This window comes from Pontivivens marinum (assembly GCF_900231835.1).
Taxonomy (GTDB): Bacteria; Pseudomonadota; Alphaproteobacteria; order Rhodobacterales; family Rhodobacteraceae; genus Pontivivens; species Pontivivens marinum.
This window is the reverse complement of the sequence record NZ_OCTN01000002.1, coordinates 266,575-290,111: the sequence shown is the minus strand read 5'-3', so window position 1 is coordinate 290,111 and position 23,537 is coordinate 266,575. Positions and strand designations below refer to the sequence as shown.

The 23,537-nt window shown below is 58.7% G+C and carries 21 protein-coding genes; 17 read left to right on the top strand and 4 right to left on the bottom strand.

Annotated elements, in window-relative coordinates:
- Positions 1-28 precede the first annotated feature (28 nt).
- The 3 genes from CR254_RS18025 to CR254_RS07335 are packed head-to-tail and all read left to right on the top strand — an operon-like array spanning position 29 to position 2,552.
- Positions 29-166, top strand: coding sequence for a hypothetical protein (locus CR254_RS18025; RefSeq protein WP_180955923.1), 138 nt, complete (start codon positions 29-31; stop codon positions 164-166).
- On the top strand, positions 163-1,629 hold the full coding sequence (locus tag CR254_RS07340) for a hypothetical protein (RefSeq protein ID WP_145996714.1): 1,467 nt from the start codon (positions 163-165) through the stop codon (positions 1,627-1,629). The genes CR254_RS18025 and CR254_RS07340 overlap by 4 nt, the downstream gene beginning before the upstream one ends.
- Entirely contained in the window at positions 1,626-2,552 is a 927-nt protein-coding gene (locus CR254_RS07335; RefSeq protein WP_097929199.1) for a tyrosine recombinase, read from the top strand. Before CR254_RS07340 ends, CR254_RS07335 begins: the two co-directional genes overlap by 4 nt.
- Before the next feature lie 83 nt (positions 2,553-2,635).
- Here the strand turns inward: CR254_RS07335 and CR254_RS07330 are convergent, their stop codons facing one another.
- On the bottom strand, positions 2,636-3,010 hold the full coding sequence (locus CR254_RS07330; RefSeq protein WP_097929198.1) for a hypothetical protein: 375 nt from the start codon (positions 3,008-3,010) through the stop codon (positions 2,636-2,638).
- Positions 3,011-3,105: 95 nt separating this feature from the next.
- On the opposite strand from CR254_RS07330, the gene parE reads away from it, so the two are divergent.
- Positions 3,106-5,067 (top strand): DNA topoisomerase IV subunit B, encoded by a 1,962-nt coding sequence (gene parE / locus CR254_RS07325; protein WP_245851485.1) that lies wholly within the window; start codon positions 3,106-3,108, stop codon positions 5,065-5,067.
- A 37-nt stretch (positions 5,068-5,104) separates the two neighbouring features.
- On the top strand, positions 5,105-5,662 hold the full coding sequence (locus CR254_RS07320; protein ID WP_145996713.1) for a hypothetical protein: 558 nt from the start codon (positions 5,105-5,107) through the stop codon (positions 5,660-5,662).
- A 56-nt stretch (positions 5,663-5,718) separates the two neighbouring features.
- Here CR254_RS07320 and CR254_RS07315 read toward each other — a convergent pair whose 3' ends face one another.
- Positions 5,719-7,530 (bottom strand): ABC-F family ATP-binding cassette domain-containing protein, encoded by a 1,812-nt coding sequence (locus tag CR254_RS07315; protein WP_097929195.1) that lies wholly within the window; start codon positions 7,528-7,530, stop codon positions 5,719-5,721.
- A gap of 89 nt (positions 7,531-7,619) precedes the next feature.
- On the opposite strand from CR254_RS07315, the gene CR254_RS07310 reads away from it, so the two are divergent.
- From CR254_RS07310 to trpE, 4 genes are all read left to right on the top strand, one after another.
- Complete coding sequence (locus CR254_RS07310; RefSeq protein WP_145996712.1) at positions 7,620-8,075, top strand: hypothetical protein; 456 nt, start codon at positions 7,620-7,622, stop codon at positions 8,073-8,075.
- A gap of 66 nt (positions 8,076-8,141) precedes the next feature.
- Entirely contained in the window at positions 8,142-9,314 is a 1,173-nt protein-coding gene (locus CR254_RS07305) for an aminotransferase (protein ID WP_097929193.1), read from the top strand.
- 77 nt (positions 9,315-9,391) lie between these two features.
- On the top strand, positions 9,392-11,251 hold the full coding sequence (locus CR254_RS07300) for a peptidylprolyl isomerase (protein WP_097929192.1): 1,860 nt from the start codon (positions 9,392-9,394) through the stop codon (positions 11,249-11,251).
- 3 nt (positions 11,252-11,254) lie between these two features.
- Positions 11,255-12,766 carry an anthranilate synthase component I gene (gene trpE / locus CR254_RS07295; protein ID WP_097929191.1) on the top strand — a complete coding sequence of 504 codons (1,512 nt, stop codon included), beginning with the start codon at positions 11,255-11,257 and terminating at the stop codon, positions 12,764-12,766.
- A gap of 42 nt (positions 12,767-12,808) precedes the next feature.
- On the opposite strand, the gene CR254_RS07290 is transcribed toward trpE, so the two are convergent.
- Positions 12,809-14,209: a divergent polysaccharide deacetylase family protein gene (locus CR254_RS07290; RefSeq protein ID WP_097929190.1), complete on the bottom strand. Its 1,401-nt coding sequence runs from the start codon at positions 14,207-14,209 to the stop codon at positions 12,809-12,811.
- Positions 14,210-14,375: 166 nt separating this feature from the next.
- Between CR254_RS07290 and CR254_RS07285 the strand changes: the two genes are divergently transcribed.
- The 7 genes from CR254_RS07285 to lexA all read left to right on the top strand — a co-directional run bounded on the left by CR254_RS07285 (position 14,376) and on the right by lexA (position 19,939).
- A complete protein-coding gene (locus CR254_RS07285; RefSeq protein ID WP_097929189.1) occupies positions 14,376-14,972 on the top strand; it encodes an anthranilate synthase component II in 597 nt (198 codons plus the stop codon).
- Positions 14,965-15,978: an anthranilate phosphoribosyltransferase gene (trpD, locus tag CR254_RS07280; protein WP_097929188.1), complete on the top strand. Its 1,014-nt coding sequence runs from the start codon at positions 14,965-14,967 to the stop codon at positions 15,976-15,978. Before CR254_RS07285 ends, trpD begins: the two co-directional genes overlap by 8 nt.
- Positions 15,979-16,000: 22 nt before the next feature.
- Positions 16,001-16,657 (top strand): uracil-DNA glycosylase, encoded by a 657-nt coding sequence (locus CR254_RS07275; RefSeq protein WP_180955922.1) that lies wholly within the window; start codon positions 16,001-16,003, stop codon positions 16,655-16,657.
- A 24-nt stretch (positions 16,658-16,681) separates the two neighbouring features.
- Positions 16,682-17,497 carry an indole-3-glycerol phosphate synthase TrpC gene (trpC, locus tag CR254_RS07270; protein ID WP_097929186.1) on the top strand — a complete coding sequence of 272 codons (816 nt, stop codon included), beginning with the start codon at positions 16,682-16,684 and terminating at the stop codon, positions 17,495-17,497.
- A complete protein-coding gene (gene moaC / locus CR254_RS07265) occupies positions 17,494-17,961 on the top strand; it encodes a cyclic pyranopterin monophosphate synthase MoaC (protein ID WP_097929185.1) in 468 nt (155 codons plus the stop codon). The genes trpC and moaC overlap by 4 nt, the downstream gene beginning before the upstream one ends.
- Positions 17,962-17,978: 17 nt before the next feature.
- Positions 17,979-19,148, top strand: coding sequence for a molybdopterin molybdotransferase MoeA (locus tag CR254_RS07260; RefSeq protein ID WP_097929184.1), 1,170 nt, complete (start codon positions 17,979-17,981; stop codon positions 19,146-19,148).
- 104 nt (positions 19,149-19,252) lie between these two features.
- Complete coding sequence (gene lexA / locus CR254_RS07255) at positions 19,253-19,939, top strand: transcriptional repressor LexA (RefSeq protein WP_097929183.1); 687 nt, start codon at positions 19,253-19,255, stop codon at positions 19,937-19,939.
- A 4-nt stretch (positions 19,940-19,943) separates the two neighbouring features.
- Here the strand turns inward: lexA and CR254_RS07250 are convergent, their stop codons facing one another.
- Positions 19,944-21,929, bottom strand: coding sequence for a ComEC/Rec2 family competence protein (locus tag CR254_RS07250; protein ID WP_180955921.1), 1,986 nt, complete (start codon positions 21,927-21,929; stop codon positions 19,944-19,946).
- A 147-nt stretch (positions 21,930-22,076) separates the two neighbouring features.
- Here CR254_RS07250 and gltX point away from each other — a divergent pair, with 147 nt between their 5' ends.
- Positions 22,077-23,480: a glutamate--tRNA ligase gene (gene gltX / locus CR254_RS07245; protein WP_097929181.1), complete on the top strand. Its 1,404-nt coding sequence runs from the start codon at positions 22,077-22,079 to the stop codon at positions 23,478-23,480.
- Positions 23,481-23,537: the final 57 nt, after the last annotated feature.

The window sequence follows — 23,537 nt, the reverse complement described above, 5'->3', positions numbered from 1 at the left end:
GGACATGATGCGCACAGGCGGGGGCTCCATGGGCAAGGTCATTTTCTACATATTCGTTCTGCTGCTACTGATTGCGGCAGGATTTGCCGTGTATTCGGTTGTTGTTCCCCCACAGGCGCCCATCGCCCCTGTTGAGGTTCAGATTGACCTGCAATCGGGGTCATGACCATGGGGGCCCGCGCCAGAGGCGTCGCCCTGATCTCGGCTGCTTTACTGTCAGGGACGGTTTCGTTTAGCGCGTTTGCGCAAACCGCACCGACGGCAAATGTACAGCAACAGGTTTTGCCGGGGATCGACGGCACCGCATTGGGCCTGTTGCCATCTCGCGCAACCGGCCTTCCTACCAATCTGTGGGCGTCCAGCACTGCACAGCGGCTGGTCAACAATATCGGCAACCTGCACGGCACCGGCACACCCAGCAGCCGCGCGTTGTTTGAGCGTTTGATGCTGGCCGAGGCGATCCCCCCACAGGGTGATACCGGTGACGTTCTGGCCGCACGGATCGAGGCATTACTGACCCTTGGCAGTCTGGATGCGGCGGAGGCGATGCTGGCCCGCGCCCCACTGGATGCCAGCGATCAGGAGATTGTCGCCCTCGCATTGGATGTCGCCGCCCTGACCAACCGCTCTGGACCAGCCTGCGCACGGCTCGCCGCGCGGCCCGGTCTGTCCCCCGGCCTTAGCCACACGATTTGGTGCAAGGCGCGGCATGGCGAATGGATGATTGCGCGCCTGACGCTGGAAACGGCCATTGCACTGGAACAATTCGATTCCGTCACCGCCGATCACCTGCGCTGGTTTCTGGATAATGAGGCATTCCCGCCTGAAACGCAGCTTCCCCTGCCCGATCCCGTTACCGCGCTGACTTTCGCCCTGCGGGAAAGCACCGGACAATTGCGCCCCTCGGGCCCGCTGCCCTTGGCATGGCTGGATGGTGACCTCAGCGGCAATCACACCCTGCGTGCGCGGATTTCTGCGGCGGAGGCCCTGTCGCGCGGCGGCGTTCTGCCAGCATCGGTGCTGTTTTCCACCTATCGCGCGGGTGCACCTGCTGCCTCTGGCGGGATATGGGGCCGGATGCACGCGGTGCAGGATCTGGACGAGGCACTGCTGACCCGCGATCCCACAACCGTTCTGGCCGCATTGCATGAGATGGACTCGCAGATCGCACCGCTAGGACTGCGCGCTGCTGCTGCACGCGAATACGGTGCCAGCCTCGGCGCAATTCCGGTGGGTGAGGCAGATGACCTGATGGCCCGCTATATGCTGCTGGATGGCCGTAGTGCCGGTGCTCGCGCATGGATGCCGGACCCCGCTCCGCTCAGCGACCGGATTGCGCTGGCCATTCAAATCCAACCCTTGGCTGAAATCCCGCAGGAGCCCATTCAGCGGGATCGGGACATTTTGGCCTATGCGATCTATGCGGCCTTTTCCGCGCCGGCAGATACTCCCTTCCCACCCGGTGCGACGGGCACGCGGTTACTGGACGCGCTGCGTATCCTAGATGCCGGAACAGGGGTGGAGCCGGATGACCTGCGCCGTGCCCTGATTTTGCTACGCCGCGCCGGACAGGACATTCTGGCCCGTGACATAGCGGTCGAGACATTGTTTCTGGGCGACCGGATATGAGCCATACCGGCACGGCTGATGGCTGGCTGCGCGCCTTTCTCGACACTATTCGGGCCGAGCAGGACGCCGCCACGAACACATTGGCCGCCTATACCCGCGATATCCGGCTGTTCATGGAATTCCAACAGGATCGCACCCCGGTGGAATCCGCCACCCGCGCGGATATCGAGGCATTCCTGAGCTCGCTGGAGGTTGAGGGCATGGCGACCGCAACCCGCGCCCGCCGTCTCAGCGCGCTGCGGCAATTCTATCGGTTTGCCTTTGTTGAAGGGTTTCGCGCCGACGATCCCGCCGCTCTGATCCGTGGACCGGCCAAGGCAAAGCGTATCCCCGGCTCGCTGGATATGGACGAGGTAGACGCCCTGCTCGCCGCCGCCCCCACTGTCGGGCGAACGGAATCGGACCGCCTGCGCAATACCTGCATGTTGCAAATGCTCTATGCGACAGGCCTGCGCGTGACGGAATTGGTCAGCCTGCCAGTCGCATCCGCTCGGGGACGGCCCCGCATGATCCTGATACGGGGCAAGGGGGGGCGCGACCGCATGGTCCCCCTCTCCGACGACGCCCACACCGCGCTAACCGCATGGCTGAACACCCGCGACGCGGCCGAGGACGACCTGCAACGTGGCGCAACCCCGTCGAAATTCCTGTTCCCGTCACGGGGCAAATCCGGTCACCTAACGCGGGTCAGCTTCTTCCTGACGCTTAAACAGATCGCGATCAAAGCAAATCTCGATCCGGCCAAGATCAGCCCCCACAAATTGCGCCATGCCTTCGCCACACACCTGCTGCAAGGCGGCGCCGACCTGCGTGCCATCCAGATGCTGCTGGGGCACGCGGATATTTCCACGACCGAAATCTATACCCATGTCCTAGATGAACGCCTGCGCGATCTGGTGCTGGAGAAACATCCGCTAGCCTGACCAAATTACAAACCCGTCCGTGCGGATATCGCGACCGCCACCCATCGCATTCCCCAAATATCCCCGCCGGAGGCACCTGCCCTCTACTCTACGGCCTCGACAAATCGAAATGTCGGCCCGCGCCCCTCGAACCGGCTGATGCTCATACCGGTTTCTGTCAGGCTGATTATCTGGCATTCATAGGGACGCGCCGCCCCGTCGAAATCCCCCTCACGACACATCATCTGGCGCTGCGCATCCCATTGCCATTGCGCATTTAGAATACGACCGCCCCAATCAGCACGCAGCCGTCCATCCGCGAAAATCTCGACCTGTCCGCCGTCGGCCAGCCATAGACGGTTCAGCGCGTAGGCGCGAAACACCTCCTCACTGGTGATACGTCCGACTTGCTGTGCCATTGCTGGGACAGTCAACGTGATGCCCACGGCCAACGCTTTCAAAAATCCGCTCAGCTTCATCTCATTCTCCCTGTTTTCGCGGGCGGCAGCACTGGTAGCCCGCCGCTGCATCTGGTCTAATGAGAAACCGCCAACACCAGACTGGGGAGCCAAAATTGGCCGACGATCTCTTCAAAGATGCCGCAGAGCAATCCTACGACGCCTCCTCTATCGAAGTGTTGGAGGGTCTGGAGCCTGTGCGCAAGCGTCCCGGCATGTATATCGGCGGCACCGACGAACGCGCCCTGCACCATCTGGTGGCCGAGGTTCTCGACAACTCGATGGATGAGGCCGTGGCCGGTCACGCCAACCGGATCGAGGTTGAGCTGAACGCCGACTACTCCGTGACGATCCGCGATAATGGCCGCGGCATTCCGATTGATCCCCATCCCCGCTTCCCCGACAAATCCGCGCTTGAGGTAATCCTGTGTACCCTGCACGCAGGCGGTAAATTCTCGGGCAAGGCATACCAGACATCGGGCGGTTTGCACGGCGTTGGTATCTCGGTTGTGAACGCCCTGTCCGACCATGTTCGGGTTGAGGTTGCGCGGAACAAGGAGCTCTTTGCCCAAGAATTCTCACGCGGCATCCCGCAGGGCAAGGTGGCCAAGGTTGGCGCAGCCCCGAACCGGCGCGGCACGACCGTCACCTTCCATCCGGACGCGGAGATTTTCGGCGCCGCCGCTCGCTTCAAACCGGCCCGCTTGCTGAAAATGGTGCGATCCAAAGCATACCTGTTCTCCGGCGTCGAAATCCGCTGGAAAACCGCGATCGAGGCACCGGATGTTCCGGCAGAGGCCACCTTCAAATTCCCCGGCGGTCTGGCAGATTACCTCAAGGAAATCCTTGAGGGCGCTGTAACCTATGCAGAAAATCCCTTCGCAGGTAAGGTCGATTTTGGCGAGCGCTTCAACCTGCCCGGCTCCGTCGAGTGGGCAATTCACTGGACGCCGGCGCGCGACGCCTTCATGTCGTCCTACTGTAACACCGTCCCCACGCCCGAGGGCGGAACCCATGTCGCCGGTTTCTGGGCTGCATTAACCAAGGGCATTCGCGCCTACGGTGAACTGGCCCACAACAAGAAAGCCGCGCAAATTACCCGCGACGACGTGATGGCCGGCGCCTCCTCGCTGATCTCCGTGTTCATCGCGGAGCCTGAATTCGTGGGGCAGACCAAGGACCGCCTCGCCACAACCGAGGCGCAGCGCCTCGTCGAAACCGCGATCCGCGACCGCTTTGATACATGGCTGGCAGCAGACCCTAAATCCGCCGGCGCGATCCTCGACTATCTGGTGCTCAAGGCCGAGGAACGCCTGCGCCGCCGTCAGGAAAAGGAAACCGCGCGCAAAACCGCGACCAAAAAACTGCGCCTACCGGGCAAGCTGGTGGACTGCTCCACCGCCACCCGCGACGGCACCGAACTGTTTCTGGTCGAGGGTGACAGCGCGGGCGGCTCGGCCAAGATGGCGCGCAACCGCAAAACGCAGGCCCTACTGCCCCTGCGCGGAAAAATCCTGAACGTACTGGGCGCGGCGTCGTCGAAACTGACCTCGAACCAGGAAATCAGCGACCTGACCCAAGCGCTCGGCACAGGCATGGGCACCAAATTCCGGATAGACGACCTGCGCTATGACAAGGTCATCATCATGACCGATGCGGACGTGGACGGCGCACATATCGCGGCGCTGCTGATGACATTCTTCTTCAGTCAAATGCGCCCACTCATCGATAGCGGCCACCTATACCTCGCCGCCCCACCGCTTTACCGACTGAAACAGGGCGCGATCAGCGTCTACGCTCGCGACGATGCCGAAAAGGACCGCTTGCTGGAAAAAGGCATCGGCGGTCGCGGCAAAATCGACATCTCCCGCTTTAAGGGTCTGGGTGAAATGGACGCAAAAGACCTCAAAGACACCACAATGAACCCGCTCAAGCGGACGCTGATTAAAGTAACAGTAGACGAAGACTCCCCCGGCGAAACCGGCGGCCTAGTCGAACGCCTGATGGGTAAGAAGCCGGAATTGCGCTTTCAGTACATTCAGGAGAACGCTAGATTTGTGGAGGATGTGGATGTTTGAGTTTCGGAATAGAATCTGATTGGGACGTTGAGCAAAATTGTTTAAAAGCACCGATGGCAAGCGGTTTGTCGCCAGAAACTCTGAAGAGGCTGTTGCTCTGCTATATGGCGCAATATTTACGTGTGTTCTAGCAAAAGTGATGAACGTCGATTGGACAAATTTTGAGTTTCTTGGCCTTCGACTGAACCCCGACGAGAGGTTATTTGAGACTCTATTAAACTCATTGTTAATGTTTTTTTACGCAAGCTTTTCCCTACACTTACACAGCGAAATCGCGAGCGACAAATTTTCAATATTGCACAACTCTGCTCGCCACCTAAACGACTTCATAGAGACGACAGCGAGGGGTGAATCCAGCGGTTTGAGCACAAATGGCAGTCTAAAGAGATTTATGTGGGAGATGCCTAATAATTTTGATGTGAAAAATGATGAAATAGTAGATATTTTTGTTGAGCGTTTTTACGAAAAAATCCCTGAATTTATGAATAGGGATCGTTTTGAAGGTACGCATTTTAATAAGAGAAGCGGTCGTAGCGTACTTATGATACAGTTTTTTATGCCGACTGCGGCATTCATCTTTGCAATCTGCGCATGATTTAAGGCACCTAGACTGGGCTAACCTATTTCTAATAACCTGCCTGTGGGGAGACCTCACCCCTCCGACAACTCCAACCACTCCTCCTCAACCTTCGCCAGCTTCTCCTGCCGCTCCACCAGACCAGCGGTCGCCTTGTCGAACTTGGCGGGGGATTTGGCGTAGAGGTCAGGGTCCGCGAGGAAGCTTTCCAGCTTTGCGATCTCCGCTTGCAGCTTTTCCATCTCGGCCTCCAGCGCAGCGACCTTCACCGGATTGGCGGCAACGGGCGCGGCCTTGGGTAATTCCTGAGTCTTTTTCTGCGCAGCCGTAGAGCTGGCACTTTGCAGCCCGATAGCAGCCTCGGCATTTTCACCGAATTTCGCGCCCTGCGCCTCCAGATCGGACCACCCGCCGGCGTAAACCTGCGTGCGCCCCTGACCCTGCATCAGGATCGTCGTTGTGGCCACGCGGTCAAGGAAGTCACGGTCGTGGCTGACCAAAATAACCGTGCCATCATAATCTGTTACGAGCTCCTGCAACAGATCCAGCGTTTCAACATCCAGATCGTTTGTAGGTTCGTCGAGGATCAACAGGTTGCTTTCCCGCGCCATCAATTTGGCCAGCAACAAACGTGCCTTCTCACCACCGGACAGCGCCTTAACAGGCGATCTAACCTGTTGATCATCAAACAGGAAATCCTTCAGATAGCCAACAACATGGCGCGGCGTACCGCGCACCATAACCTGATCCGAACGCCCCGAAACACCCAGCAGCGGATCACCGGCAAGGCTCTCCCACAAGCTGGCATTCAGGTCGAGCGCGGCACGGTTCTGATCAAACACAACGGGGTTTAGACCGGTGCCGATCTTTACCGTACCGGTGTCCGGATTTTCCTCTCCGATCAGCAGCTTAAGCAGCGATGTTTTGCCAGCGCCGTTCGGCCCAACCAGTGCCAGCCGTTCGCCACGCATCACGCGGATCGAAAAATCGTTGACGATAACGGTATCTTCATAGGTCTTGGATATATCTGTGGCCTCAACCACCAAGCGGCCGGATTTTGACCCCGCCATGAACCCCATCGCAGCCGTCCCCTGACGCCGGATTTGGCTTGACCGCTCGTCACGCAATTCACCTAGGCGGCGCACACGCCCCTGGTTCCGCTTACGCCGTCCGGAGATACCCTCAACAGCCCAACGCGCCTCATCCTTGATTAGGCGATTCAACTTGTGACGCTGCAAATCCTCCTCCTCGAAGGTTTTGTCACGCCAATCCTCGAACCCTTCAAAGCCACGCTCCTGCCGGCGCACAACGCCCCGATCAACCCATAGGGTCGCTTGAGTTAGTTCGCGCAGGAAGGTTCGGTCGTGCGAAATCATCACAAATGCAGAGCGTGTTTGCTTCAAATGCTCCTCAAGCCAGGCAATCGCCTGAATGTCCAAGTGGTTCGTCGGCTCGTCCAGCAGCATCAAATCGGGTTCAGCGGCCAGCAATTTTGCCAGAGCAGCGCGGCGGCGCTCTCCCCCTGATGCCTGTGCGGGGTCGCGTTCCAGTGCCAGCTTCAGCCCCTCAGCGGCGGCGTAAACCTTCCACTCCATGCCAAATTCCAGACCTTCCATCGCGAAGTCACCCAGCGTGGCATATCCAGTGAAGTCAGGGTCTTGGTCCATATAGGAGACGTTCATACCGGGGCGCATAAAGCGCTCGCCGCTATCCGCCTCGACCAAACCGGCCATGATTTTCATCAACGTGGATTTGCCCGAACCGTTACGCCCGACCAGACATACACGGTCTGCCGGTTGTACGATCAGGCTCGCACCGTTGAACAAAGGATCGCCACCAAAAGTCAGCGCGATATCGGAAAGGGTCAGTAGAGGAGGTTGTGCCATGCGCCTCAATTGGCTGGGACGGAGGGCCACGTCAAGAGAGCTTGAATGCAACACTGCGCAACGGCACATTCATTTCGGGGGGAATTACGATGAAATCCACAGTTTTTGCGTGCTGCCTAATGGTGCTTGCAACGCCGGTATTCGCGCTATCCTGCCGTGAAACTGGCCCTGCGCAGATGTTTAATAGCATGGCGGCGTCACCGCAAAACTACGTATTGGCGCTGGGTACATTTTGGCGTGACGCGGTTCTGACGCCTGATGAATATATGCAGGGTCAGGCCACGTTTACATTTGATGGTATTTTGCTGTCCGCTGACGCCGCGCTGGACCAGCCGTTTGAACAAGAGCTCACCGCCTATTGGGTTTCGCGCCGTCCGAACGAGCCGCAGATCGGTGGTGATGACCGCGCCCCGCCGCCATATGCCCACGGCGAGCAGGCTGGACCGCAGGCTCTCGTTTTTCTCAATCTTGACGAGGGACAGCTTAGCTATACTGATCAACTATGTTTGCCGAACCCAATTTATGTTTGCCGAACCCAATTATAGATCCAGCGCCAGCCGTCGTGCAGCTATTTCGTACATGCATTGCCCGTGGCAGTTGTGGAGAGACCAATGACCAACCCTGATTTTACCGCTACATTCTCTCCACCAGTCATGCAGGCACGCACGTGGATAACCGGAAAAATCTTCCCTGCTGAACGCCCATTGTTGAACCTATCCCAAGCGGCCCCGGTTGATCCGCCACCCGAACCGATGCGGCAGGCCATGGCGGAGATTGTGCTGAACGATCCCGGCGCACATCTATACGGACCGGTTCTGGGCTTGCCTGAACTGCGCGATACCGTGGCACAGCAATGGGGCAAAATCTATGGCGGGCAGATCGCGGGCAGTCAGGTTGCGATCACTTCCGGCTGCAACCAAGCGTTTTGCGCGGCACTGGCGACCTTAGCGCAAGCTGGCGATAATGTGATCCTGCCCTCGCCATGGTATTTCAACCACCGGATGTGGTTGGGGATGAGCGGCGTTGAAACCCGCGCCCTGCCCTGTGGTGACGGCATGTTGCCCGACGTGGATGAGGCCGAGGCCCTGATCGATGCGCGGACCAAGGCGATCGTTCTTGTGACACCGAACAACCCTACTGGTGCGGAATATCCGGCGGGGCTGCTGCGTGCGTTTTTTGATCTAGCGCGCAAGCACGGCCTCGCCCTGATCGTCGATGAAACATACCGCGATTTTCATTCGGTTGAGGGCGCACCTCATGACCTGTTTGCTGACCCTGACTGGAGCGACACGCTGATCCACCTATATTCATTCTCCAAGGCGTTTCGCCTGACGGGGCATCGCGTAGGAGCAATTATTGCTGGCCCTGCGCGGATGGTACAGGTTGAGAAGTTCCTCGACACCGTCACCATTTGCCCGAACCAGCTGGGACAGCGCGCGGCGCTATACGGCCTGCAAAACCTATCCGACTGGGTGGCGGGTGAGCGAGCGGAGATCCTCTCTCGGCGCGCAGAAATTGACCGCCTGACGGATGATTTGAACGGGTGGCAACGGCTGGGCTCGGGTGCGTATTTCGCATATCTGCAACATCCGTTTGATATGTCATCCGAGGTTCTGGCGCAGCGTCTGGTGGACGATCAATCCCTGCTACTCTTGCCCGGCACAATGTTTGCGCCAACGGGAACGGATGGTTTTGCGGAGCGAACGATGCGCGTTGCCTTTGCCAATGCTGATGTGTCTGGATTGCAGGAAATGGCCCGCAGGATTGCCGCTTTCACCGGCTAAGGGCGGGCGCTTGCTTGCGCATCCTGTGCCCATCAAATAACACTTCGATAACTTTATAAGACAAGGGTCGCGATACCATGCTCAGCACCATGCGTTCAAAGAAATCCGGCTTCTTTGGCTGGATCCTCATCATTCTGTTGATCGCGGGTCTGGGCGCATTCGGGTTCACCGATATCCTGACCGGCGGCAGTGCCTCCAGCGTTGCGAAGGTCGGTAAGACGGATGTTACCGTGACCGAATACCGCGTCGCCTTTGAAAACCGCGTGAATGCGATCCAGAACCAGTTTGGCATCAGCATTGATGCGCAAACCGCACAGGCACAGGGTATTGACCAACAGGTGCTGGGCGAATTGCTGCGCTCCGCCGCGCTGCGGGACGAGGCGACGCAACTGGGCGTTTCCACACCGGATGAGGTTGTTCAGCGCCAATTGCTGGAAACACCCGGTCTGGCGAACGCGGCGGGTCAGTTCGATACGGCCAGCTATAACTTCTTCCTCAGCCAGCGCGGTCTGAACCCTGCGCGGTTCGAGGCGCTGATGCGCGATTCCGAAACTGTCGCCACCGTCAGTACCCTCGTGGGTGAGGGGTCCGCCCTGCCACCCGTCGCTGCCGATACATTGCTGACCTTTCTGGGTGAGGAGCGCAGCATCGACTGGGTTCTCGTTCCAGCCGATCCGCTTATCCTCGACCTTGCCGGTGATGATGTTTTGCAAACATATCTGGAGGAAAACGCCGACCAGTTCCGTACTCCGGAACAGCGCGTGATCTCGTATGCACGCCTGACGCCAGCGATGATTGCAGCAACTCTTGACTATGATGACGACGCACTGCGCGCTGAATATGAGCGGGATTTGTTCCAGTATCAGACACCCGAGCAGCGCATCGTTGACCGCTTGGCGTTTTCCGACAGCGCCGCAGCCGAAGCAGCCCGCACCGCGATTGATGCTGGTGAAACGTCGCTGGCCGATTTGGCGGTTGAGCGTGGCTTGGACGCAAGCAGCATTTCGCTGGGCCTGATCGATGCAACCTCGCTGGAACGCGCCGCGCGTGAGGTCGTTTTCGCAACTGAGGAAACCGGCATTGTCGGCCCCGTAAATACCGATCTGGGTCCGGTATTGTTCGCAGTGAATGCAATCGTTCCTGCAAATGAAACCTCGTTCGAGGATGCCCGCGCGACCATTCAGAGCAACCTCGCCATCATCGAGGCAGAGGATATCGTTATCGATGAAAGCCTGAACGTCGAGGAGCTGATCGCAGGTGGCGCAACCATCGAAAACATCGCCGAGGAAACCGCCTATGAATTCGGCACCACCACCGTATCGCAAGGTCAGGTGGGAGGTCTGCCGCCCGAGGTAGTTGCAGAGGCATTTGCCAGTGATATCGGCGCGGATCGTGATCAGGTTGAGGCGGGAACCCTGTCCTATTACGCCGTGCGCGTGGACGAGATTATCGAACCCACCCTGCCCGATTTGGCCGATATCCGCGATGCTGTCTCCGAGGCATGGCGTGACGACGCTGCACGGGATGCCGCTGTTCAGCGGGCTGAGGCATTGCAGACCGCCCTTTCCGACGGCCTGACGCTTAGCCTGCTGGCCGAGCGTGAGGACCTGCAATTGCAGTCGGATGACGGAATCACCCGCGACGCCGATGTCGGCTTTCTACCCGCAGATACAATCGCACAGCTTTTCGAGGGCGAAGTCGGCGATACGCTGGTCATCTCGGACGAGGCTGGTGCGATCCTGATCTCGCTCAGCGCCATCACCCCCTACAATCTGGAGGATGAGGCAGCACAAACCCTGCGCACCTTGTTCATTGAGCAGACCCGCGCAGATGTTGAGGCCGACACTATCGGGTATTTCGCCAATGCCATCGCGGATGAGCGCGGCATCACTGTGAACCAATCGATCCTCGATCAAATCGTTCTGAGCTTGCGTTAAATCATGCAGTTACATCCCGAACTCTCCGACTTTACCGCTGAATTTGAGGCTGGACGGAACCAAGTCGTTTGGACCCGCCTGGTCGCTGATCTGGACACGCCGGTCAGTGTGATGCTGAAAATTGCGGGCTCTCGGCGTGACAGTTTCATGCTGGAATCCGTGACCGGTGGTGAAAACCGTGGGCGCTATTCTGTCATCGGGTTGAAGCCTGACCTGATCTGGCGCTGCCGTGGTCCTCAGGCGGAGATTAACCGCAACGCTCGTTTCGATGCAGATAGCTTCGTCGCGGAGGAAAGCGCTCCACTGGACAGCCTGCGCGAATTGCTGGCCGAATGCCGGATTGATACACCTGAAGAATTGCCGCCAATGGCTGCCGGCCTGTTCGGGTATCTGGGCTATGATATGGTGCGCCATGTTGAGCACTTGCCTAACGTGAACCCTGATCCGCTGGGCCTGCCAGATGCAGTAATGATGCGCCCGACAGTTGTGGCGATTGTTGATGCGGTGAAGGATGAGGTTATCATCGTCTCCCCTGTTTGGGCGGCCAGCGGGCAAAGCGCCCGCGCGGCCCATGCGCAGGCGGCGGAGCGTGTGATGGACGTCGTTGCCGATCTGGATCGCGCCCCAACCGGTGCCCGTCAGGAGGTAACCGGTGCGGGCGAAATGCCAGAACCCGTGTCGAACACCACACGCGCGGGGTACGACATCATCGTTGAAAAGGCCAAGGACTACATCCGCGCCGGTGACATCTTTCAGGTTGTTCCATCGCAGCGTTGGTCCCTGCCATTTCAGGAGCCGCCCTTCGCACTGTACCGGTCGCTGCGGCGGACCAACCCCTCGCCCTATATGTTCTATTTCGACTTTGGCGGGTTTCAGGTTATCGGTGCCAGCCCCGAAATTCTGGTGCAGGTGCGCGACGGTAAGGTCACGATCCGCCCGATTGCCGGCACACGCAAGCGTGGCGTGACCCCTCAGGCTGATTTGGCATTGGAGCACGAACTGCTCGCTGATCCAAAGGAACGGGCCGAACATCTGATGCTGCTGGATCTGGGTCGCAACGATGTTGGCCGCGTGGCTGAAATCGGCACCGTGAACCCGACCGAGACATTTATTATCGAGCGTTATTCCCACGTGATGCACATCGTCAGCAATGTTGAGGGGCAGTTACGCCCCGGCGTTGATGCGCTGGACGCCCTGCTGGCTGGTCTGCCCGCCGGCACGGTATCTGGCGCGCCCAAGGTGCGGGCGATGCAGATCATTGACGAGCTGGAAACCGAAAAACGCGGTGTCTATGGCGGCGGCGTCGGCTATTTCTCGGCTGATGGTGACATGGATATCTGCATCGCGCTGCGCACCTCCGTGCTCAAGGACGAGACGCTGTATGTGCAGGCCGGTGGTGGCGTTGTTTATGACAGCGATCCAGAGGCGGAATATCAGGAGACGGTCAACAAGGCCGGTGCGCTGATGGCTGCCGCTCGGGACGCGATTTCACAGGCACGCCGAGGAAATCGCTAAAATCTGTGAGGAGCGCAACCGCTCCTCACCATTCCACATTGATTAACGGCTATCCTCGAACCGCTCCAATAGCGGTGTAACCGGCGCCAGCGATACGGCGCGGCTGCTGGGGGAAAAAGCCCATGTCAGGATGCTGGTAATCGTCTCAGCATCGCTCTGCCCGATCAGGATGGCTCCACCACGGCTGCGTGCATCCAGTGCGACCCGTTGCAGGCCGTTCACCATCGCGCCACCGCCAAAGGTGCTGTTCAGGCGGCGCTCAACCATCGCGCTTGGCACGCCCTCCGCCGCGGCGAGGCGGTCGGATTGGTTAAAGCCCTGCCCGGCCTGCGTCACGATCACATGGCCGGTTAGGGCAAGATATTCCAACGCGGTGCGCGTGACGGTGCTGCTGGAACTCATCGCGCCGCCCTCAGCGTCGATCACGCCGACGGCCTCAGGCACAGCGGCAAAAACACCGGCCAGTGTTTCGGTGATCTGCTGTTCCGTCATGCTGCCCATCTGGACGGCGATATCGGCGGGGATCATCGCCAAAACCTCAAACCCTGCGCGGCGAAACGCGGCGGAGCGTTCAACAGCATCCCGTGCATCAGCGGGGATTGCGATGGTCAGTGGCAGGCTCAACGCATCTATCGTTGCTTGGGGAAATGCCTCGGCACCGCTATCAACCAGAATGACCGAAATCAGGGGCTGGTCGGTCGTTACTTCAAAATCAGCGGCATAAATTCGTCGCGGTGCCTGTTCTGGCACAACGGATTCGCTGACAGGGGTAACTGCGGGAATACTAGGCGGTGGCGGTGGTGGGGTTGATGCCTCGGGCGCGGTATCGACGCTTTGCGGCGCTGCCTCTGGCTGAATTGCAGTGACGCGGGGACGTGCCAGCGAGCCGTCTGTGTTCATGCTCGGCAAAGTTGCGGTGGGTGCAGCACTTGGCGCCAGAACAGCGGCCTCCAATCCGGCACCACCGGCCGGTGCGCCGATTCCCGCGCGGGGGCGCGCAGGTGCCGTTGCGCCAGCGCTCAGCGATGCCGTTTCAACGGATGGGGAGCCAAGCCCGCCCGAGCTTTGCGGAGCGGTAAATCCGCTGGAGGGCGCGCGAGCAATCGGCGCACCGCTCTGCTCCTCAAGGTTTATGGCGGGGGCTGGTGCCAATGCGACGCCGCCCTGATTGATCGCGGGATCAACAGCTGGTGCGCTAGTTGGCACCTGAGGTTCTGACGTATTGGGGCGCACGGCCTGTGTTTGCTGGGTTTCGGGTCCGGTATTGGTCGGTTCCGTAATGCTCGGCAGGCGTGGCGGAACCGGAATTTCCTCGGCAACGGGGACCGGTTCGACCGCCGCAGGCGGGATCAGGACCGCCGATGCGACAAAGGCACCTGCGCTGAGCACGAGACCGCCCGCAAATCCGGTGATAAATCCTGCGCCACCCTGTCGTTGTGCCATGTCCTATTCCCCCACAATCGGTACTCTACCCGTCGTGGTCCCTTGACCCCGGCGTAGACTTCCCCGCATTTATACCGCGCGCGCGTCGGTGTAACAGCCTGAATGTGCGAACCGATGACCCCGCGCGACCAATTTGGTGCCGCGCAGCTATAGAAACGGGCCCGCCATGCTGCTGCTGATCGATAATTATGACAGCTTCACCTATAATCTTGTTCATTATGTGGGCGAATTGGGTGTCGAAGTGCGCGTGGAGCGCAATGATGCGATGAATGTGCAGGAGGCAATGGCGCTAAAGCCATCGGCCATATTGCTCAGCCCGGGTCCATGCGACCCGGATCAGGCGGGAATATGCCTCGATCTGGTGGCCGCAGCGGCGGAAAAGCGCACGCCGTTGATGGGAGTTTGCCTTGGCCATCAATCTATTGGCCAACATTTCGGGGGCAAGGTTGTGCGCGCCGATGCGATTATGCACGGCAAGGTGGATACGATCCGCCACACCGGTCGCGGGCCATTTGCTGGCATTGCTGGATCGTTTCAGGCGACGCGATATCATTCCCTGACCGTTGCGCGCGACTCGATTCCCGATTGTCTGGAAATCACCGCTGATGTGGCCGACGGCACCGTGATGGGGCTTAGCCACCGCGAGCTGCCGATCCACGGTGTGCAATTCCACCCCGAATCTATTGCGTCGGAATATGGGCGGCACATGCTGCGCACATTCCTTGACCTCGCCCCTAATCAAAAGATGCCTGCCCATGTCTGATCGCCTGAAGCCCCTGATCGCCGCCGCAGTCGAACGCCCGCTGACCCGTGCGGAGGCCGAGCAAGCCTTTGACGTGTTGATGACCGGTGAGGCGACAGCCCACCAGATCGGCGGCTTTCTGATGACACTGCGCACCCGTGGTGAGGTGGTGGACGAATACACCGCTGCCGCCAGTGTGATGCGTGCCAAATGTGCCGCTGTGACTGCGCCTGAGGGGGCGATGGACATCGTCGGCACGGGCGGTGACGGTAAGGGAACGCTAAACATCTCTACCGCCACGGCCTTTGTCGTTGCCGGGGCTGGTGTGGTTGTTGCGAAGCACGGCAACCGCAATCTGTCCTCGAAATCCGGTGCGGCTGATGCGCTAGGACAAATGGGGATCGACGTTATGGTCGGGCCGAAGGTTGTCGAGGACGCGCTCCAAAACATCGGCATCGCATTTATGATGGCGCCGATGCACCACACCGCGATGCGGCACGTTATGCCCGCACGGCAGGAGCTGGGCACGCGGACCATTTTCAACATCCTCGGCCCACTGACCAATCCCGCAGGGGTAAAGCGGCAGCTCACCGGTGCATTCTCACGCGATCTGATCCGCCCGATGGCCGAGACGTTGCAGATCCTCGGCTCTGACCGCGCATGGTTGGTTCATGGATCGGATGGCACGGATGAGCTGAGCATCGCGGGCGTTAGCTGGATTGCTGCGCTTGAAAACGGCACCGTTACTGATCGTGAGCTGCACCCCGAGGAAGCGGGCCTGCCTGTACATCCGTTCGAGGATATTCTGGGCGGTGATCCTGCTGAAAATGCAGTCGCCTTTCGTGCGTTGCTGAACGGGGAACAGGGTGCCTATCGTGATGCCGTTCTGCTGAATTCCGCTGCCGCGCTTTATGTCGCTGAAAAGGTAACGAACCTAAAGGATGGTGTAGCCATGGCACGCGAAAGTATCGACAGCCGCGCCGCATTGGGCAAGGTTGAGGCGCTGGCAAAGGCGACACAGGCGTAAACCCGGACCGATGAGCGAGCCCATGACACATATCCCGCAGGCATGGGCGCATCTGCCGTTTTTCACGGATCGCTATCCGCAAATCGCGACGCATTTGGCGGGTGCAGATGATGTTCTGCCTCCCGCTCACCTGCGTTTTGCGGCATTGAGTGCGGTTACACCTGCGGATGTACGTGTGGTGATTTTGGGGCAAGACCCCTATCCCACGGCGGGTCACGGTAACGGGTTGGCCTTCTCTGTGAACGCTAATGTTACGCCCCTGCCCCGCTCATTGGGTAATATATTCAAGGAATTGCAGAACGACCTTGATGATACACCCACCAGCGGCGATCTATCCCATTGGGCCGCGCAGGGCGTTCTGCTGCTGAACACGGCATTGAGCGTGCGTGAGGGTCAGGCCGGTTCGCATGCCAAGCAGGGCTGGGAACATCTGGCCCGTGAAGTGCTGGACCTAACATCGCAGCGGCCCACCGCCTATATTCTTTGGGGCCGACACGCGCAGGGACTGCGTAAATATATCGGCGCAGGTGATCATCTGCTGATCGAAACCTCCCATCCCTCGCCCCTATCCGCGCGCCGTGGATTTTTCGGGTCTCGCCCCTTTAGCCAGGTGAATGACTGGCTGCGCGCGCGCGATCTTCGCCCAATTGACTGGATCGGCAAAAGCAATCAAAGCTGAACGCCCCCACGGAAAGGTAGTCCCATGACCAATGTTTTGGACCGCATCAAAGCCTATAAGCTAGAAGAAGTCGCCGCGCGTAAGGCTGTCCGATCACAGGGCGATATCGAGGCGCTGGCATGGGGGGCGCCAAAGGTGCGCGATTTCGCCGGTGCGCTGCAATCCACCGTGGCGCGTGGTGACTATGCTCTGATTGCCGAGGTTAAAAAGGCCAGCCCCTCAAAGGGCCTGATCCGCGAGGATTTCCACCCCGCAACGCTGGCCGCGGCATATGAGGCTGGCGGCGCCACCTGTCTGAGTGTTCTGACCGACGCGCCAAGTTTTCAGGGGCATGAGGATTACCTGATCGCCGCCCGCGGCGCCGTGAACCTGCCCGTGCTGCGCAAGGATTTCATGTATGATCCGTGGCAGGTGGCGGAGGCCCGAAGCCTTGGCGCGGATTGCATCCTTATCATCATGGCCAGCGTGTCTGATGAGCAGGCAGCGGAGCTGGAAAGCGCCGCCGAGGATTGGAAAATGTCCGTACTAATTGAGGTACATGACGCGCCTGAATTGGAGCGCGCGTTAAAATTGCGGTCACCCCTACTGGGAATTAATAACCGTAATCTCAAGACGTTCGAGACATCTCTTAACACCACCCGCGATCTGTCAGTCGGCGTGCCAGAGGATCGGCTGCTGGTCTCGGAAAGCGGTATGTCCACTGCTGATGATCTGGCCGTGGTGGCTGGATATGGTGCGCGGACCTTCCTGATTGGGGAAAGCCTGATGCGCCAAACCGATGTTGAGGCAGCGACACGCACCCTGCTCGCCAATCCCGTATCGATGAGCGCACGCCAATGAGCCTGACCCATTTCGACGCCAAGGGCGACGCCCATATGGTTGATGTTACGGATAAGGACATCACCACCCGCACCGCCACTGCGCGTGGATCGGTGCGCATGGCCGAGGCGACCCGTGCATTGGTGCGTGACGGCACCGCTAAAAAGGGTGACGTTCTAGCCGTTGCGCGGCTTGCCGGAATTATGGCGTCAAAGAAAACTGCCGACCTGATCCCGCTGTGCCATCCGCTGCCATTATCCAAGGTGTCATTGGAATTGGACCTGTCGGATATTGGCGTCGAAATCTCCGCCACTGTTCGCACGACGGGCCAAACCGGTGTTGAGATGGAAGCCCTGACCGCCGTGTCCATCGCCGCGCTGACCGTCTATGACATGCTTAAGGCCGTGCAGAAGGATATGGAAATCACCGACATCCGTCTGACCTATAAGGATGGCGGAAAATCCGGTCGTTTCGAGGCAGAATAACTCCACTGGAGCATCGCATGATCCCCGTAGCTGAAGCCCTAGATCGTATCTGCGCCCTGTTATCCACGATGCCGGTTGAGCATGTTCCATTGCGGGAATGCGCGGGACGTATCCTCGCACAGCCTGTATCGGCGCGCCGGACCCAGCCGCCCTTTGCTGCGTCGGCAATGGACGGATATGCGATTGGCGAGAGCGATGCTCAGGTTGGGCACAGCTTGCGCGTGGTTGGTGAATCACAGGCAGGGCTGGGGTTTAACGGAGAGGTCTCCGCCGGTTGTGCGGTGAGAATTTTCACGGGCGCACCTGTGCCATCCGGCGCACAACGGGTTGTGATTCAGGAGGATGTTACTCGGTCCTTGGACAGCATCACCCTGAATTCGATCGATCAGGGTTTGCACATCCGCCCCGCAGGTGCTGATTTTTCCAAGGGCGATATCGTCTCGGCGGGCCTGATCACACCTGCTCGGATTGCCCTGCTGGCAGCTATGAACATTGCGGAGGTTCCGGTATATCGGCGCCCAGTCGTTGCGCTGATCGCTACGGGGGATGAGCTGGTCGTGCCCGGTGAACAGCCGGGGCCGGATCAGATCGTCAGCTCGAATATTTACGCCGTTACGGCAATTGTTCAGGCCGCTGGGGCGACCCCTAGAATATTGCCAATTGCCCCGGATACTTTGGACGGTTTGCGCGACGTTCTGGATATGGCGCGCGGCGCGGATCTGATCGTAACACTTGGCGGTGCATCGGTTGGGGATCATGATTTGGTGGCACAGGTTGCTGGCGACGCTGGGTTGGCCCTCGATTTCTATAAGGTGGCCATGCGTCCCGGAAAACCGTTAATGGCCGGGCGTTTGGGCGACGCAATTATGATCGGCCTGCCCGGAAATCCGGTGTCAGCGTTCGTTTGCGCTCATGTCTTTCTGCGCCCCGCACTGGATCGAATGCTGGGCGGAACAGGTGCACCCCTGCCGCGCAGCGTGATGCCGTTAACCAAGGCGCTGGGGCCGAATGCAGGCCGCGAACACTATATGCGTGCCGTGCGTGAGGGGGACGGCGTACGGGTTTATGATCGGCAGGATAGTTCTCTGCTTAGCGTTTTGGATGCGTCTGACATACTCGTAGTGCGTGCGCCAAACGATCCTGCACGCATAGCGGGTGATATGGTTGAAACGATCCCGCTGCATTAACCATAGCGCGCGTTGACACAAAACGAGAACCTTTGTAGAACCTGAGCGAACCGATACCTGCGCCAACCCGTCAATTTCGGGTCGCCACGACTGGGAGTGACGCCATGCTGACGCGTAAGCAACTCGATTTGCTCAATTTTATTCATGCACGAGTACAAGCGGATGGGGTGTCCCCCTCATTTGACGAAATGAAGGAGGCGCTGGATCTACGCTCTAAATCCGGCATTCACCGCCTGATCACAGCACTGGAGGAACGCGGATTTATCCGCCGCTTGGCACATCGCGCACGTGCCATTGAGATTGTGCGCCTGCCTGACAGCGCAGAGCCATCCGGATTTCGTCCTACTGCTATTCAGGGTGGGTTAAGCGAACGCCCATCTGCCGCGATGCCGGTACATAGCAGCGGCTCGGTTGAGCTTCAGGTCATGGGCCGCATCGCTGCTGGTACCCCGATCGAAGCGATCCAGCAGGTCTCCAGCCATGTTGCCGTTCCAGGTGGAATGATCACACGCGGTGGCCGCCATTACGCGCTGGAGGTCAAGGGCGACTCGATGAAAGATGCCGGCATTAATAACGGTGATATCGTTGTTATTCAGGAACAAGACGATGCAAATACCGGCGATATCGTCGTTGCACTGGTCGAGGATCAGGAGGCCACGCTAAAGCGGCTTCGCAAGCAAGGTAGCGCCATCGCCTTGGAGGCAGCAAATCCAGCCTATGAAACCCGCATTTATCGGTCAGATCAGGTAAAGGTTCAGGGGCGGCTTGTTGGCCTGATACGGACCTATTGAGGAATTAGCGCACCCATGGGCGCTGCGCCTCGGCATCAGACACAGTTTGCAATGTGAATCCATCTGGCCGCAGCCAGTAGGCAAGTCCGCCGCTTTGTTTCAGGGCATCCCGCTGCCAGACCTGCGCGCACTCGTTGGTCTGATCTGGTAGTGGGACTTCGCCAGACCATGCGGCAACGATCAGTATTGTTTTGGCATCACATAGCGGAATATCGGAGGGCCAACGGCTGCGACTTGTGACGGCAATCAGGTGCCATGAATTTGTAAGGGAAACTCGCTGCCAGCCCTGCCCCTGACGTGGCTGCCAACGCGCAACAGCATATGGCCGATCCGACGGATCACCATCATCCGTCAGCCAGTTATTTGCGGCAAACGTGTTCCCGGAACTGCGGTTGAGGGCACGTCCCTGCGGGGTCATCGCGCCGATCAAACGCCCGCTATCGCTGATCAACAAATCAGGTCGGGAACTGGCTTGCCACAAAAACAGGGCGACAGCGAACAGCGTCGGTCCCAGCCAAATGCCGCGCCCTCGCCAAAGGATCATCCAAATACCAGCGAGGCCGATCATTGGGAGGATGTACCATGGTCCAGCCTTCACTCCACGTGTGGCCCCCTCCAATCCGGCAACCCAGTGCGCAACACCCAGAACTGTTTCAATTCCGAACGACATCACCCACAGCGCGGCCCCCTGCAATCCGAACAGGGCGAGCACGCCAGCGACGACCCCCGCTGGCATAATTACGGCGCCCATTAGTGGCACCGCCATCAAGTTGGCGATCAAGCCTAGCTGCGATACTTGATTGAAATGAAACGCGCCAAAGGGTGCGGTCGCCAATCCTGCAACACTGGATGTGATTAGGAGCGCGATTCCAGGACGATACTGACTGACCCAGCCCTTTGCCTCATCCCGCCACCAGTTATAGCGACGCAATTTTTCGAATACAGCCACCAGCGCCGACGTTGCCGCAAATGACAGCTGGAAGCCTGCTTGCAAGACACTTTCCGGTCGCACCAATAGAATCAACATCGCGGCCAATGCCACGCCGCGCAGGGTAAATGCGGGGCGATCAAGTAGAACTGCGGTTAGCACGACGGCAACCATCACAAATGCACGTTGAGTTGGCACCGATGCGCCCGACAGCGCCAAATATCCAATACCAGCCAACATCGCCGCAACAGCGCCCCATTTCTTGACCGGATATCGCAGCGCAAGACCGGGGATCAGCGCGAGTCCCCTGCGCACCAATGCAAATATGAAGGCCGTCAGTAGCCCCATATGCAAACCGGAGATCGCGAGCAGATGGGCCAAATTTGACGCGCGTAGATCAGCCAGCACCTCCTGATCTACCGTTGAACGATCTCCGGTCAGGATCGCGGCGGCAAAACCGGCAGCGGGCTCCTGCATTCCTGCGCGAATCCCGTCGGCAAGGATCATCCGCGCACGAAATACCGGGGCGCTTGGCTGACCCTCAAGCACCATCACGGGCATATCGGTGTAGCCAACCGCGCTAAGGTGATCGAACCATGCCAATCGCCTGAAATCAAAACCGCCCGGTGCAACCGGTCGCCCCGGTGGGCCAATTCGTGCAGTTAAAAGGACAACCCGACCGGCGATATGATGGGGCAATACCTCATCACCAGTTAATGAAACGCGTATTCGCGCCACCTGAGGTCCGCCATATAACGTCACATTATCGAGCAAAACACGCGGATTTCCGGCCGATGATCGCCCAATATCGATAACACGGCCAGAGATTGACCCGTAGAAATCACGCTCCAACACTGGGTGGCTGACGATTTCCGTTCTGATTGTCGCATTAACGAATCCGAAACAGGGTATCGCAATAATCAGCGCGACAGTTCCGGCAGTTAACCCGCCCCGAAACCCCAGCAATGCCAGCGCCGCAATGGCCAAAACGAGGATGCACAAACCCCATGTTGGCTCCTGATGTAGCGCGAAATAGACACCAATGCCCGCGCCAAACAGCACCGGGACCCACAAAACGAGCTGACGTCGTTGCGGTTCTAGGGCTGCATCGAGCCGAGTCAGAGCCGAGCGCCTTGTCGACGGTTGCGCGATTGCATTAGACACAGGGACATCTTGTGCCAAGCAGAGTTACCGGAAAGTTAACGCCCCATGACCACAACGCCTGTCGTTACGCGATTCGCCCCTTCGCCCACCGGTTTCCTTCATATCGGAGGCGCACGCACTGCACTGTTCAACTGGCTGTTTGCCCGCGCGAATGGCGGTAAATTCCTGCTGCGGATCGAGGATACGGATCGCGCACGTTCGACCCCTGAGGCAACTGAAGCGATTTTCGCAGGACTCAAATGGCTGGGCCTTGACTGGGATGATGAGGCGGTAAGCCAGTTTGAGCGAATTGAGCGCCATGCCGAGGTTGCACAGGAATTGCTGGCCAAGGGTGCCGCGTATAAGTGCTTTTCTACGCAAGAGGAAATCGCTCAATATCGCGAGACGGCCAAGGATGAGGGCCGCTCCACCGTATTCCGTTCGCCATGGCGTGATGCCACCGACCTGCCCGATGCGCCCTATGTTGTTCGCCTGCGGGCACCGCGTGATGGCGAAACGGTTGTTGAGGATGTCGTTCAGGGGCGTGTCGCGTGGAAGAATGAAACGCTGGACGATCTGATCCTGCTACGTTCGGATGGAACGCCAACCTATATGCTGGCAGTGGTTGTCGATGACCACGACATGGGCGTGACTCATGTTATCCGTGGTGACGATCACCTGACCAACGCGGCCCGTCAGGTGCTGATCCTAGATGCGATGGAATGGTCGCGACCCACCTACGCGCATATTCCACTGATTCACGGTGAGGATGGGGCAAAGTTTTCAAAACGTCACGGCGCGCCGGGCGTCGAGGATTATCGCGACATGGGCTATCCTGCTGAAGCTATGCGCAATTATCTGGCGCGTTTGAGTTGGAGCCATGGTGACGAGGAATTTTTCACCACCGAGCAAGCAATCGAATGGTTTGGCCTCGATACAATCTCCAAGGGTGCGGCTCGATTCGACTTTAAAAAATTAGACAATTTGTCCGGACAGCATTTGCGGGCCATGGATGACGTGGAACTTACGGAACTCCTTACAGATTATATGGCACTGCAACAAATGCCTGTGCCCAATCAGGACACCCGCGCAAAGTTGACCGTCGCGATGCCTGCTCTGAAAGATCGGGCGAAGAAAATCCCGGACCTCCTTGAAATGGGTCACTATTTGCTGACTGCTCGCCCTATTGAGATGGACGAAAAAGCAGCAGCTCAGATCAATGATGTATCCCGTGGTATGCTGGAAAGATTGACTGTGCGACTGCGGAATGCTAACTGGTCACATAACGATCTGGAGGCTGCGATTAAGGCCTTTGCCGGGGAAGAAGAATTAAAACTTGGCAAGGTTATGCAACCGATGCGTTCGGTGCTGACAGGCCGCTCAACTTCTCCCAGCATATTTGACGTGCTCGTCCACCTAGGACGTGAGGAGAGTCTGGCACGGATCGACGACATGCTCGCCGCCGCATAACGCGCGGCGCGGGCCATCTCGCTGTTGGACAGGATCCAACTAAAGGGGGCCCAAATC